15 protein-coding genes are annotated in these 14,364 nt (G+C 36.9%); 12 read left to right on the plus strand and 3 right to left on the minus strand.

Annotation, left to right across the window (positions count from 1 at the left end):
- On the plus strand, window positions 1-321 hold the full coding sequence (locus DRF60_RS18520; RefSeq protein ID WP_238640242.1) for a cupin domain-containing protein: 321 nt from the start codon (window positions 1-3) through the stop codon (window positions 319-321).
- 5 nt (window positions 322-326) lie between these two features.
- A complete protein-coding gene (locus DRF60_RS18525; protein ID WP_116014279.1) occupies window positions 327-1,559 on the plus strand; it encodes a 3-deoxy-D-manno-octulosonic acid transferase in 1,233 nt (410 codons plus the stop codon).
- Window positions 1,560-1,639: 80 nt separating this feature from the next.
- On the opposite strand, the gene DRF60_RS18530 is transcribed toward DRF60_RS18525, so the two are convergent.
- Genes DRF60_RS18530 through DRF60_RS18540 form a run of 3 tightly spaced genes read right to left on the minus strand, consistent with a single transcriptional unit; the run spans window position 1,640 to window position 4,021 of the window.
- The gene (locus DRF60_RS18530; RefSeq protein ID WP_116014282.1) at window positions 1,640-2,266 is read right to left on the minus strand and encodes a deoxyuridine 5'-triphosphate nucleotidohydrolase; all 627 of its coding nucleotides are present in this window, start codon (window positions 2,264-2,266) and stop codon (window positions 1,640-1,642) included.
- Window positions 2,266-3,021 carry a glycosyltransferase family 2 protein gene (locus DRF60_RS18535; RefSeq protein ID WP_116014318.1) on the minus strand — a complete coding sequence of 252 codons (756 nt, stop codon included), beginning with the start codon at window positions 3,019-3,021 and terminating at the stop codon, window positions 2,266-2,268. Before DRF60_RS18535 ends, DRF60_RS18530 begins: the two co-directional genes overlap by 1 nt.
- 22 nt (window positions 3,022-3,043) lie before the next feature.
- A complete protein-coding gene (locus DRF60_RS18540; protein ID WP_116014285.1) occupies window positions 3,044-4,021 on the minus strand; it encodes an acyltransferase family protein in 978 nt (325 codons plus the stop codon).
- A gap of 197 nt (window positions 4,022-4,218) precedes the next feature.
- Here DRF60_RS18540 and DRF60_RS18545 point away from each other — a divergent pair, with 197 nt between their 5' ends.
- The 10 genes from DRF60_RS18545 to bshB1 form a co-directional block, all read left to right on the plus strand.
- On the plus strand, window positions 4,219-4,692 hold the full coding sequence (locus DRF60_RS18545) for a lipocalin-like domain-containing protein (protein ID WP_116014287.1): 474 nt from the start codon (window positions 4,219-4,221) through the stop codon (window positions 4,690-4,692).
- Window positions 4,693-4,876: 184 nt separating this feature from the next.
- The gene (gene leuS, locus DRF60_RS18550; RefSeq protein WP_116014290.1) at window positions 4,877-7,690 is read left to right on the plus strand and encodes a leucine--tRNA ligase; all 2,814 of its coding nucleotides are present in this window, start codon (window positions 4,877-4,879) and stop codon (window positions 7,688-7,690) included.
- 240 nt (window positions 7,691-7,930) lie between these two features.
- Window positions 7,931-8,794, plus strand: a complete 864-nt coding sequence (locus DRF60_RS18555; protein WP_116014293.1) for a MotA/TolQ/ExbB proton channel family protein — start codon at window positions 7,931-7,933, stop codon at window positions 8,792-8,794.
- A 64-nt stretch (window positions 8,795-8,858) separates the two neighbouring features.
- A complete protein-coding gene (locus DRF60_RS18560; protein WP_116014296.1) occupies window positions 8,859-9,461 on the plus strand; it encodes an ExbD/TolR family protein in 603 nt (200 codons plus the stop codon).
- Window positions 9,462-9,476: 15 nt separating this feature from the next.
- Window positions 9,477-10,049 carry an ExbD/TolR family protein gene (locus DRF60_RS18565; RefSeq protein ID WP_116014299.1) on the plus strand — a complete coding sequence of 191 codons (573 nt, stop codon included), beginning with the start codon at window positions 9,477-9,479 and terminating at the stop codon, window positions 10,047-10,049.
- Between the two features lie 23 nt (window positions 10,050-10,072).
- Window positions 10,073-10,915: an energy transducer TonB gene (locus DRF60_RS18570; RefSeq protein WP_116014302.1), complete on the plus strand. Its 843-nt coding sequence runs from the start codon at window positions 10,073-10,075 to the stop codon at window positions 10,913-10,915.
- Between the two features lie 76 nt (window positions 10,916-10,991).
- Entirely contained in the window at window positions 10,992-11,189 is a 198-nt protein-coding gene (locus DRF60_RS18575) for a DUF308 domain-containing protein (protein WP_111955508.1), read from the plus strand.
- Window positions 11,179-12,051: a PstS family phosphate ABC transporter substrate-binding protein gene (locus tag DRF60_RS18580; protein ID WP_116014304.1), complete on the plus strand. Its 873-nt coding sequence runs from the start codon at window positions 11,179-11,181 to the stop codon at window positions 12,049-12,051. Before DRF60_RS18575 ends, DRF60_RS18580 begins: the two co-directional genes overlap by 11 nt.
- Before the next feature lie 90 nt (window positions 12,052-12,141).
- Window positions 12,142-13,791, plus strand: a complete 1,650-nt coding sequence (locus DRF60_RS18585) for a tetratricopeptide repeat protein (protein WP_116014307.1) — start codon at window positions 12,142-12,144, stop codon at window positions 13,789-13,791.
- A gap of 167 nt (window positions 13,792-13,958) precedes the next feature.
- A partial coding sequence (gene bshB1 / locus DRF60_RS18590) for a bacillithiol biosynthesis deacetylase BshB1 (RefSeq protein WP_116014309.1) occupies window positions 13,959-14,364 on the plus strand: 406 nt, incomplete at its 3' end.

The following is a 14,364-nucleotide window of genomic DNA, read 5'->3' on the forward strand; positions in this document are numbered from 1 at the left end:
GTGCACTATATTGGGGGAAATAGTTGTGACAGCTGGGTTCTGAATGATTCCTGCAATCTTTCCGTGAAGCAGGAAAAAATGCCCGCCGGAACTGCTGAAAAACTCCATTTTCATGAAGCAGCAGAGCAGTTTTTTTACATTTTAAGGGGAGAAGCTGTATTTGATATTAATAATGAAAAGTTTTCAGTAAAGGCAGGAGAAAGTATTTCCATTCAGCCCAAATCAGAACATTTTATTTCCAATGAATCTCTGGATGAATTGGAGTTCCTGGTTATCTCCAGCCCATCTACAAATAATGACCGAATTGAAATCGAAAAATAAATTAAATGTCTTTCCTATACAACATATTCGTTAGCCTGCTCATTTTCGGAATGAAAATTTTCTCTTGGTTTAATGATAAAACTAAAAAAGGAGTTGAAGGAAGAAAGCAGTCTTTAAACAAGCTGAAAACGGCATTTTTACCCTCAGATAAGGTGATCTGGATGCATGCGGCCAGTCTCGGCGAATATGAACAGGGACTTCCGGTTTTAGAAAAGCTGAAAGAAAAATTTCCAGCTCATAAGATTCTGGTAACCTTCTTTTCCCCTTCCGGTTATGAAAATATTGTAAAAAAGAAACATATCGCAGATGTAATCTGCTATTTACCCTTCGATAAAAAAAGCACCATAAAAGAATTTATTTCCCAGTTTGATGCGGAATTGTTTTTCACCGTTAAGTACGATTACTGGTATCACCTTTTGGCTGAACTTAAACAGAAAGGCACTAAGACCTATGTAATCTCAGCCCTGTTCTATGAAAGACAGGCCTTTTTTACGTCTTATGGAAAATGGTTCGTAAAGCAGCTCAAAACAAATGTAGACTGGTTCTTTCATCAAACCGAAGTTTCTTTTGCTTTAGCCAAAAGTATAGGACTTAATCATTCTTCAGTAACGGGAGATACAAGATTTGACCGGGTAAAACAGCTTAGAATGCGGGATAATTATGTTGAATTCATTTCAGAATTTATAGGAGATCATCAGGCTGTTGTATTCGGAAGTTCGTGGCAGGCAGAGGAAAAAATAGCAATCACGATTTCCAGAATGAATGTCGATTTGAGATTGATTATTGCTCCTCATGATATGAAAAGGGTTGCCCATCTCAAGCAGTCTTTTCCTGATGCTTTATTATACAGTGAGATTAAAAACTCTCAGCCTGCAAATCTTAATTCTCAGGTACTGATCATCGACAGTATTGGTTTATTGTCAAAACTTTATTCTTATGCAGATGTAGCCGTTGTAGGTGGAGGCTTCCATGATGCAGGATTACATAATATTTTGGAAGCAGCAACATTTGGTGTGCCCGTGATCTTTGGAAATCATTACAGAAAAAATCCTGAGGCAGACGGCCTTATTGCTGCTGAGGGAGGAAGATCTTTTAGAGAAGAATATGCTGCAGCAGATTTTGTACTGTTTCTCCTGAATAATGAGGAGGAACTTAATGAAATGTCTGACAATACCAGAAAATTTGTAGGTGAAAAACCTGATGCCACTAACCTTATCATTCAGAAGATTTTATCTTAATCTGAATTTAGGTTTGAGACCGGAGTGTTTGGGAGTGTTGCTGGTCCCAAATCTGATGTCTGGAATCTTTATCTCTCACATTATCGTAAAAATCCCTGACTTTTGATGTCTTTCATGATCTGCTCTATGTCTTCCGGAATCTTTTCGGCTTCAAACCAGTTGAAATCTAGGCCATTATTGATACAAAGTTTTTGCAGATAATGATTTTCTAAAATTTTGCTTTGTGTTTCTCTCAGAAGTTCATCGATCTCCATCCAGTAATCTTCGTCCAGCTTTTTTGTTGATACCAGTGCTTTGAACACTTTATTAATGATATAAATGTAGAGCTTGTACACATTATCAAATCGTTGTCTGCTGAAGTCATTGTTGGAATCCAGTATTCTGTTCACCAGTAATAGATTCAGCGAAACTTCCCCGAATTTATCCGTTGTAATTTTGATGTGTTCCGTTATTTCTGCACTCAGTTTTCGGATAATGGTAAGAAAATATTTAGCGTTTCCTACATATTTTGAGGCCAGAAGAATCTGTTCTGCAACATTCTCTTCCATAGCATTTCTCTTATCATCCGTAGTTTCCTGATCGATCAGTTCAAAGTACAGTTTTTTAGACAAAAGCTTATCCTTTTTTAGCAATCTGAAAATAAGCCGGTCTTTTTCTATGTTGGAAAAAGCACTTAAGGCTGCCTTGAACTCTTTTGAATATTCCATTAATTGAAAATTTTAGAATATTTCAGAAATCCGTTAATGGCCCAATTGGCAGTATAATAAAAGGATTTCACCGTAGAAAATCCCATAAAATCTTTATAGACCAGATACTGATCCTTGATGATATTTTTTTTCTTCCGGGAAACGCTGTTTTCACGCATCCTGTATTTTGCGAGTGTTTTATTGATAGGCATTCCTTCGGGAATTACTTTTAGCAGATTCAGCCACATGACATGATCTTCACGTTTACTTTTTATAGGGAATAAAAATTTGCCAACCCTTTTAGTGTCATACATAGTAGAAACCGGGGCCAGTCTGCAGGTTTTCAGGAGATTAGAGAATGTTACCACCTTGTCTGCCATGAAGTCTTTTAAAACAGGCTGTAACTGCTCATTACACCTTGAATAATTGCAGTAGACCAGTTCCACATTGTTTTCCTGCATATAATCTGTCATCGTTTCCAGATATTCAGGATACCAGAAATCATCAGAATCCAGAAAGGCAATATATCGTCCAGTGGCTCTTTCCAGGCTGTTATTCCTAGCATTTCCGGCACCGCTGTTTTTCTCGAGGACCTGTAGTTTTATCCTTGGATCATCATATTTTCTTATAATTTCTACGGTATTGTCTTTGGAGAGATCATCAGTGATCAGCCATTCCCAGTTGTCATAGGTTTGGTTTAAAACAGATTGTATCGTTTCTTCGATGAATTCGGCAGAATTGTAACAGGGAGTGATGATGGAGACTAAGTCTTTCATTTGCATTTTTACTGGGGTAAAATTATAAAAATTTTTTCTCATAAAGATGCCATGATGCAATTCCTACTCCAATAACGATCAGCATACACACAAAGCTCATGAAAAAAGGATTGTAGTTGGCAAAAAGCCCAAGCGTAGTAAATACCCTGATAATAGGAAAGTGGAATATATAAATACCGTAAGTGAAATCTCCGTATTTTCCAAAATTGTTAAGAAATTTAAGTGAATACGCAATATACAGCACAATAATACTGATCATAATAGGAGAGAATAATCTGATATCTATGATCAGGTCTATCCAAACTGTTATGATGGCAATGATAAACAGAATATTTTTATACTTGATGAATTTTTCAAAATGAAAATAAATCAGCATTCCACCGATAAAATAACATAATGAACCCGGCAGCTGTCTGGAAATGGCAGCTCTTCCGGTCATTTCAAAATAATTAAGAAATATCAGAGAGAGGAAATACAGAACGATCAGGCTGGTATTCCTGTACCTGTTATTTTTCCCGAATAATAAAAAGATCACTGGAACAGCAGCATAAAAGCACATCTCAATCTTAAGGGTCCAAAGTGCACCGTTGACCGCCCCATTTCCAAATACTCCGGGAAGAGAGGGAGCCATAAAATTCATGAAAATAGAGTTCCAGAAGAAATATTTATAGACTTGTACGTTGCCAAAATAATCGGAAAAAGAAAGAGTACTTACCAGACTCAGAAGTATGGTGCATAGAAAGACAACCAGTAAATAGGCAGGAACAATCCTGTTGAATCTTTTCTTCGCATAGCTTTTCAGGCTGGAAGATCTCTCGTAGCTCCTTGCAATAAGGAATCCGCTGACAACGAAAAATGCAAAAACGGCAACTTCTACAGGGCTGTGCGTTAAAAAAGTAAGCTGGCTGGAACTACTTAAAGCTCCCAAATGTCCTACAAAGACAATGAAAGCAAGAAGAACACGGATGAAGTCAAAATTATTTTTCGTTATACTCTGCATTTTTGTTTCTTTCTGCAAAAATAGTTTTTTTAATAAATAGAGAAGAAAACTGGGATTCAATATTTTGTTAAATAATGGCTGTTTTGAGGATTAATACTCTGAAGTTTTCAGAAATATACTTTATCAAAATTATTTTTCACAAAAAATGAGGTTATAAATCAAAAAAATTATAATTTTAGGCCTTGAAAATTTTATATATGAAGAAATTAGCATTACTATTTGCAGGTTTATCATTATTTGTAGCTACAGGGTGTAATGATGATGGCGATAATGAGATGGAATACCCTCTTGTAGGTGTCTGGCAGCCGTTGAAAGAAGTGGTTACTACTGTAGAAGTGGGGGAGGAGCCTGTTTCAGATCTTATTACATATACCGACTGCCAGAAAGAGTCCAGATGGAGATTCAATACTGAAGCATCCGGAAAAAGAACTGAATGGGGAGAAATTGGTACAACTCCGCAATGTGCTATTACGTCAGACAGAAATTTCACCTATACCTATGATAGAAGTGCAAAAACAGTAATAGTTAAGTATCAGGGTATCGTGGAGCCATCCAATGGTAAGATAATTACTCTCAATGATGTTACTTTAAATATAGCATTCAGAGAAGAGACTCAGGATCCTACTGTATATAAAACCAGAACGTTTACAATGAAGAGAATTCCTCAATAAATAAATATACATTTTATACCTAAATACAAATCTCATCTCCGGATGAGATTTTTTGTTGAAGGGCATTTGTGAATTAATTAAAATTAAAATTTCCATTTCTTTTAAAATCATTATTTTTGTGAAAATTAGAATGGAAGTGAAAAAATCTAACATCTAATATCTAACATCTAATATCTATAATAAAGTGTTTTACGATCATCAGCAGATAGAAAAAAAGTGGCAGAAGTACTGGGAGGAAAATCAGACCTATAAAACCTCTAATAACACAGACAAACCTAAATTTTATGTTCTCGATATGTTTCCGTATCCATCCGGGGCAGGGCTTCATGTGGGGCACCCGCTGGGATATATTGCATCAGATATTTATGCGAGATATAAAAGACATCAGGGATTTAATGTTCTTCACCCGGTAGGATACGACAGTTTCGGACTTCCTGCTGAGCAGTATGCGATCCAGACAGGTCAGCATCCGGCGATCACCACTGAGGAGAATATCAACAGATATGAAGAGCAGCTGAAAAAGATCGGTTTTTCGTTCGATTGGAGCAGGGAAGTGAGAACTTCAGACGCATCCTATTATAAATGGACGCAGTGGATCTTCATCGAGCTGTATCATTCTTGGTATAATAAAAATACAGGTAAAGCAGAATCCATCAATACTTTGATTCAACAATTTGAAGAAAAAGGGACAGAGGGATTAAATGCCAATCAAAACGACGAATTAAATTTCACAGCAGAAGAATGGAAAGATTCTTCAGACCTTGATAAAGAAGATATTTTACTCAACTACCGTCTGGCTTACAGAGCAGAGACTACCGTGAACTGGTGTCCGGCTTTAGGAACCGTATTGGCGAATGATGAGGTAAAAGACGGAAAATCGGAAAGAGGAGGTTTTCCTGTGTTTCAAAAGAAAATGATGCAATGGAGCATGAGAATTTCTGCATACTCCGAAAGATTATTGCAGAGACTTAATACATTAGACTGGCCGCAGCCTCTTAAAGATGCTCAGGAATACTGGATTGGGAAATCCCAGGGAGCACAGGTTCGGTTTCAGGTAGAAGGTCATGACGAGATCGTTGAGGTATTTACAACAAGACCTGACACTATTTTCGGAGCAACATTTATGGTGCTGGCGCCTGAAAATCCTTTAGTAGATGCTATTACAACAGATGCTCAGAAAGCAGAAGTAGATTCTTATATTGAAGAAACTTCCAAAAAAACGGAAAGAGACAGAATGGCTGACGTAAAAAACGTGAGTGGTGCTTTTACGGGAAGTTATGCGATCAACCCTTTTAGCGGAGAGAAAATGCCTGTCTATATTTCAGATTATGTATTGATGGGCTACGGAACAGGTGCTGTAATGGCCGTTCCTGCACATGACGAACGTGATCACAGATTCGCGAAGAAATTTAACCTTACTATTAAAAAGGTAGTAGATACCGATGAAGATATTCAGGAAAAATCTTTCGACTCCAAAGATTCAGTCTGTGTGAACTCTGATTTCTTAAACGGATTAAATTATAATGATGCCAAATCAAAAATAATTGCTGAAATCGAAAACAGAGGAATTGGCCACGGAACTACAAATTACAGACAGCGCGATGCTATTTTCTCAAGACAGCGTTACTGGGGCGAGCCGGTTCCTATCTATTATAAGGAAGGAATGCCTTACACACTCCCGGTTTCTGCTTTGCCGCTGGAACTTCCTGATGTTGAAAAATATTTACCAACTGAAGACGGAGATCCGCCATTAGGAAATGCCAAAGTATTTGCCTGGGATGAAGCCAATCAAAAAGTTGTTTCTACAGATCTTATTGATGATAAAACCATATTCCCGTTAGAATTATCTACCATGCCGGGCTGGGCGGGAAGCTCATGGTATTTCCTTAGATATATGGATCCTTCCAATGATGAGGTTTTTGCCAATAAAAATCTGAGTGATTATTGGGGACAGGTAGATTTATACATCGGAGGAAGCGAACATGCAACCGGTCACTTATTATATTCCCGTTTCTGGAACATGTTTCTAAAAGACAGAGGGTATATCAATCAGGATGAACCTTTCCAAAAACTGATCAATCAGGGGATGATTTTGGGAATGAGTGCATTTGTATACAGAATTGACGGAACTAATCAGTATGTTTCTAAAAACCTGGCAGGTAATTATCATACTCAAAAGATCCATGTTGATGTATCCTTATTAAAAGGAGCATCTGACGAACTGGATACTGAAGCCTTTAAAACCTGGAGACCTGACTATGGCAATGCTGAATTTATTTTAGAGGAGGGAAAATATATCACAGACCGCGAAGTAGAAAAAATGTCCAAGTCTAAATACAACGTTGTAAATCCTGACGATATCTGTGAAGAATACGGAGCAGACGGATTAAGGCTTTACGAAATGTTCCTGGGTCCTTTGGAGCAGTCCAAGCCATGGAATACACAAGGACTAAGTGGAGTGTACGGTTTCCTTAAGAAATTTTGGAACTTGTATTTCAACGGAGATACTTTTGAAGTATCTGATGAAGAGCCTACAAAAGCAGAATACAAAGTTTTACATACCTTAATAAAGAAGGTGGTTTATGACATTGAGAACTTCTCATTCAATACCTCTGTATCTTCATTTATGATCGCTGTAAACGAGCTGCAAAAAATAAAATGCAACAAGCGCAATATTTTAGAACCATTAGCCGTTATCATCTCTCCGTACGCACCACACATCTGTGAAGAGATTTGGAGTTTATTAGGTAATAAGAAATCTGTGGAGTTTGAGAAATTTCCTATATTGAATGAGGAATATCTGGCAGAAGATGAAATTGAATATCCGGTAAGTGTAAACGGTAAGATGAAGTTCAAAATTTCACTTTCCGCTCAGTTATCGGCCAAAGAAGTGGAAGATTTGGTGATTTCGGATGAAAGAATGAAGCCGATTTTGGAAGGTAAAACACCTAAAAAAATCATCGTAGTGCATCACCGTATTGTGAATATCGTAATTTAAAAAAAAGTTAACATTGGCAAATTAAAAAAAATGAGGGTCTTATTTTTTTAAATTTCTAACTCAAATGTTAAAATTGAGAAAAATAAGTAAAATAATTTAATATAATTATTATTTCGAAATCGTATTAAATTTTCTTTATCAGAAAAATGCAAAATGTTTATTTAAGACTCTTGCATTTTAATTAATTTTGCCTTTAATTTACACCCTGTAAAATTTTAAAACAATATAATTTAGTTAAATATGGAAATGAATGTTTCAAAAAATGATGAGCAAGTAGTTGCTAGAAAAGCGGGAGGTTTAAACCCTGCAATTATTTTACCAATTCTTTATTTGATTGCACTTGCAATTTATTTATTTGTTTTTGGTAATCCAGGTAATTTTAAGGCAGATCCAAGAATTGCAGGAGCATCTGTGGCTTTTGCGGATATTGAATCTAAAGAACTGCATCCTGAATCCTTTATGGGAATTATTTATATGGGAGGACCTGTTGTTCACATCCTTATTTTATTTATGATCACTGTAATTGTTTTCTCATTAGAAAGATTTTTCGTTCTTGGTAAAGCTGCTGGAAAAGGAAATTTGGACAATTTCGTAGTTCAGGTAAGAAATTTATTAAATCAGAATAAAATTGATGAAGCTTTAGAAGAGTGTGACAGACAACAAGGATCTGTAGGTAATGTAGTGAAAGAAGGTCTTACTACTTACAAAGCACTTTCTCACGATACTACTTTAAATAAAGAGCAAAAAATGGTAGCTCTGAACAAGGCTATCGAAGAGGCTACTACTCTTGAAATGCCAATGCTGGAAAAGAATATGATGATTCTTTCTACTCTAGGTACTGTAGCGACATTGATCGCGCTTTTAGGAACTGTAATCGGGATGATCAAAGCATTCTTTGCATTAGGTTCAGGTGGTGGTACCCCAGATGCAGCGGCTCTATCAATCGGTATTTCGGAAGCCTTGATCAACACGGCATTAGGTATTGGTACTTCAGCATTTGCAATTATTTTTTACAATTACTTTACATCTAAAATTGACGGATTAACTTATAAGATCGATGAGATCGCTATGAGTATCCAGCAGTCTTTCGCTGAATTCAACTAAGAATTTGTAGCAAGGAATTTGCATTCCAATTAAAAGAAGTTTAATTTTAAAATAATTCAAAACAATGGCGAGAGTCAAACCAAAAAGACATGGAGTAGTGACGGATATGACGGCAATGTGTGACGTTGCCTTCCTACTACTTACGTTCTTTATATTGACCACTCAGTTTAAAAAACCTGACGTGGAGCAGATTAAACCGCCATCTTCAATATCAGAGAAGTTACTTCCTGATGCAAGTTTGATGACTATCAACGCTACTCCGGACGGGAAATTTTATTTCCAGCCGGTAGAAAATGCATCAGAGAGACTGCAGCTTTTAGATAAAATGGGACAAAAGTATAATATAACTTTTGATAACAACCAAAAAGCTGCTTTTCAAAAAGTACAAGCAATTGGGGTTCCAATGAGCCAACTGAAAAGCTATCTCGATTTGTCAGATGAGGAGCAGAAGAATTTTAAGAGTCCTAACGGGATTCCTATGGATAGTACAAATAAGCAGCTAGTAGACTGGGTACAACAGAGTTTAAGCGTAAATCCTGATTACAAATTAGCAATCAAAGGAGACGTTACCACTGAGTATCCTAAAATTAAAAGCCTATTTGAAGGTTTAAGAGATATTGATTTTCTTAAATTCTGGTTGATTACATCACAAGAAGGTAAACCATAATAATATCATTTAGAAATGGCAGAAGTACAAGTACAGGAAAAAGGCGGCAAGGGCGGCAAGGTCCGTTCCAAGAAGCAGAATACCAGAGTAGATATGACTCCGATGGTGGACTTGGGTTTTCTATTGATTACCTTCTTTATGTTCACAACCACATTCAGTAAACCGAATGTAATGGATTTGGGGCTTCCGGCGAAACCAAAAGAAGATCAGCCGAAACCACCTCCAACAGAGATTAAACTTTCCAACTCAATTTCTTTATTATTGGGTAAAGACAATAAGATTTTTTGGCATCAGCAGGATAATACATCTTTAACTGATCAAACTCTTAATGAGACTACATATGATAGAGAAGGAATTAGAAAAGTAATTGAGAAAGCAAAAGCAGGCGCAGCAGATAAAACAAAATTTACTGTTATTATCAAGCCCACTGACGATGCTGTATATAAAAACTTTGTAGATATTCTTGATGAAATGGCCATTACTCAAAGCGAGCAGTACGGGGTAACCGATGTGAAGTCTTGGGAGAAAGCTATTTATGACAAGAAGGTTGGAAATAATGGAGCTACGGCTGTACCGGCTACAAAGTAATTTAACCATAAAATTGTGTATCTATGGCAGATGATAATGTATACAGTCAGAATCTTACTTTAGACGAGATTGTATTTGAAAATAGAAACAAAGAATATGGTGCGTACGATATAAGACATCAGTATCCTAGAATGCTGACCAAGTCTTTTCTTATCGGCACATCAATATTCTTATTGGCTGCTTTGTCTCCTCTAATTTATATAACTATAAAAAAATTAAACGCTCCTCCACCGCAAGAAGTGAAGGCAGATTTAGTAAATATTATTGAAGAGGATCCAATCATTGATCAGCCGAAAGAAGAAGAACCACCACCACCACCTCCACCACCAAAAGAGGAGGAAAAAATAGAGGTGATCCAGAACGTGGTTCCTGAGCCTGTAAAAGCTCCTAAGATTGAAACGCCACCGCCGCCAATTTCTAAGCAGTTGGAAACGACGACTGGTTTACAAAATCAGGAAGGGGTAAAAGCTCCGGCTTATACACCACCACCACCACCACCATCTACTGGTACTAAAGCAAGTACAGTGGAAGTAAAAACAAATAACCCTAATGAGATCTACAAAGATGTAGACCAGTCTGCAGAATATCCTGGAGGTATGGGCGCATTAAGAAAGTTCCTTGGGGAAAACTTTGATACTTCTTTAATGGAAGGAGGTGAAGGAACACTTAAAGCTAAGCTTAAGTTCGTTGTAGAGAGAGACGGAACTGTTTCAGCGGTTACTATTGAAGAGAAATCTCCAAATAGCGACTTTAACAATGAAGCGGTTCGTGTAGTTAAGAAACTTAAAAAATGGACTCCTGCGAAAAGAAACGGGGAGAGTGTAAGATCTTACTATAGCGTACCATTTACTATGAACTTTGAATAAAACTTATTTATTCAACTTATAAATAAAAAAGAGAAGCAATTGCTTCTCTTTTTATTTTTTTTGGTATTTTTGTTACATGATGTTCAATTGGTTATCCTTAGTTACCGGATTATTTTATATCGTATTGGGAATTGTAGTTATTATCTACAAGTTTTTCTTTACGATTTTAGAGCCTGCCATTGCCTACGCCATGGGTGCAGTGCTTATTCTTTATGGAATATTTAGAATCTATAGAGCAGTGACAAGAATTAAAGATTCAGGAAATGAAGAATAGTTTAAAAATTGCGTTGCTTTCTATGATGAGCATCATTGCGGCAGGCTGCAAAGAAGAAGATAAATCCCCCTCCTATCATAAAGGAGATCTTACCATACTTACAGATGAATCTTTTAAAAGTGTTACCGAAGCATTGGCAGACGGATATATGATCAATTATCCGGAAACCCAGATAAAAATAGTAACCCAAAAAGAAGATTTGGCTTTTCTTGACCTGTTGAAGGATAAAGCAAGAATAACTGTAATGTCCAGAGATCTGACTCCTGAAGAGAAAAAGGCTTATGAAGAGCAGGTAGACCTGAAATTTCTTCCTGCCAGATTTGCTGCAGATGCAGTCGTGTTTATTGTTCCTAAAGATTCTCCAAAACAGAGTATTTCAATGGATGAGATCAAGAATGGATTAGCATCTGATGCTAAAAATTTTATTTTTGACGGAACCAATTCAAGCAACTTGAACTTCGTTGCACAAAAACTGAATAAACAACCAAAAGATCTTAAATTTTCCATAATTCCGGGAAATCAGAATATTGTAGAAGAATTAGGAAAGTACCCTGGTAAAATTGGAGTTATAGGACTGAATACATTCAGCCGCCCTTACGATAAAGCGTCCGAGAAGCTCAGAGGTATGGTGAAAATTCTTCCAATAGAGGACAAAGGAAAACTATATACTGCTGATAATGCAGGCCTTCGGGAAATGAAATACCCTTTTACACGTGTTCTCTATTTTTTAACAAACGAAGGTAACTTTAATATAGCTAACGGATTCATCAGATATTCATGTACGCAGCTAGGCCAGATGGTTGTAGAGAAAGAAGGCTTGCAACCCTATAATATATACAAAAGAGAGGTGCAGATGCGTTAAAAAATATTAAAAAACATTATGCTCCTTATAAAAATATTATTTTGGTCTGAAAATTGTGGAGCATATAAGTCAAATATAGAAAATATAAAAATGAAAGATATAATGATTATGAATGTAAAGAAAATTGCTTTTGGAGCGGCCGTAGTATTTTTTTCCGGTTTAGCCACTGCACAGACACTGCAGGATGGTATTAACAGTATAGACAGTGATAAGTACGCGCAGGCTAAAACCAATTTTACAGAAATGGTTGCCAAAGCACCTACAGCAGAAAACTACTTCTATTTAGGAAATACTTACTTAAAGCAGGGAGAGCCTGATTATGCTAAAGCGATTGAAAGCTTTAACAAAGGTTTAGCTGCTGATAAAAAGAGCTATCTTAACCAAATCGGTTTGGCTACTGTAAAGTTAGGCAAAGGAGATAAAAGCGCAGTCGCTGAAATACAGAAAATTGTAGCGGATTCCAGAGAAAAGGATGCTGAAGTATTATTCAGAGCAGCAGAAGCTATAACTTTATTTGAGAAAAACAATGCGCCGGATCCTGCTATTCAGTTCCTGAACAAGGCTATTGAAAAGGCTCAGAAAAAAGGAGTTCCTGCTCACTATTACTATACTCTTGGAGATGCTTACAGAATAAAAAGAGCTCCGGGTGAAGCAATGTCTGCTTATGACAAAGCTCTTCCTTTAGCTAAAAATAAGGCGTCTGTTTATACAAGAATGGCTACGTTATGGATGGCAGCACAGCAATGGCAGCAAGCTAAACAGAGCATTGACAAAGCAATTGGTGTAGATCCTACTTATGCTCCTGCTTACAAAGCTTTAGCTTCTTACGATATCAGATATCAGGAAAATGCAAAAGCAACACAAGACCTTATCAACTATACAAAATATGCTGATGAGGATCCATATACTCAGTTAGAAATTTCTAAATTATATTTTACCAACGAAGATTACGCAAACTCTAAAACTGTTTTAGATAAAATCTTTGATAAAATTGATGATCCAATCAAATTTAAGTTGAGAGCTTATCAGTCTTATGCAGACGGAAACTATGCCGAAGCAAAACAGAACATGGATACTTTCGTATCTCAGGCTGAGAAAACAAGAATACAGCCGGCTGACCAGGGGCTTCAGGGGCTGATCGCTGCTGGACTGGCAAAAACTGAAACTGATGCAGCTAAAAAATCGGCTTTAACAACAGAAGCACAGCAAAAAATTGCTATTGCCAAAGCGGCTAAAGATGAAACAATGAAGTGGGATATGGAACTTGCAAACATTGCCGGAGGGGGAGCTTCTCAGGCTGAAGCAGAAAAAGGGCCATCTACGCCCGAAATTGAAGCATTGAAAAAGAAAGTTGCAGCTAACCCACAGGATTCAGATTCCCTGTTTAAATTGGCAACAGCTTACCAGGATGTTAAAAACTGGAGCGGTGCAGTACTTACATGGCAGAAAATGAGCGTTCTTCTTCCAGATTGGGCGCCAGCTTATTATAGTCAGGGATATTCTTACCAACAGGCAGGAAATAATGATGCTGCGAAAATAGCGTATGAAAAATTCATCAGTACAGTAAAACCTGCAGATCAGGAAGCTAACAAGCAGACTTTAGCTTATGCTTACTTTGCAGTAGCGTATATGAATAAAGATACCGATCTTGCAAAGGCTAAAGATTATGTAGCTAAATCTTTACAGCTTGATCCTACTTATCAGGATGCTGTAAAATTAAATGCAGAAATCAATAAGTAATTTAAAATTTAAATTATAGATATTAAAACTTCCCATTCTTAATGTTTGGGAAGTTTTTATTTTAAACCTTATCTTTGAAAATATGAAACGTCCGGGGTTAAAAATTCGAAAATGCGAGAAAAATTATTGGGCGTTCCATCTGACAAATTAAAAAATAAAAAGAACAGATGAAAACAGATATACTTGCTTTTGGGGCACATCCTGATGATGTAGAGCTGGGATGTGGCGGAACTATTGCCAAAATGATTTCGGAAGGTAAAACATGCGTTATTGTAGATCTTACAAGAGGCGAGCTCGGAACCAGAGGAACCGATGAAACCCGAAAAGTAGAAGCAGGAGATTCTGCCAGAATACTTGGTGTTTCTGCCAGAGAAAATTTAAAGATGAAAGATGGCTTTTTAGTGAATTCTGAAGAATATCAGATAGAGATCGTAAAAATGATCCGTAAATACCGCCCTGAAATTGTCTTAGCCAATGCCATTGATGATAGGCATCCGGATCATGCAAAAGGAGCGAAATTAGTGTCGGATGCATGCTTTTTATCCGGACTTAGAAAAATTGAAACCGTTTTAG

This window comes from Chryseobacterium elymi (assembly GCF_003385495.1).
Classification (GTDB): domain Bacteria; phylum Bacteroidota; class Bacteroidia; order Flavobacteriales; family Weeksellaceae; genus Chryseobacterium; species Chryseobacterium elymi.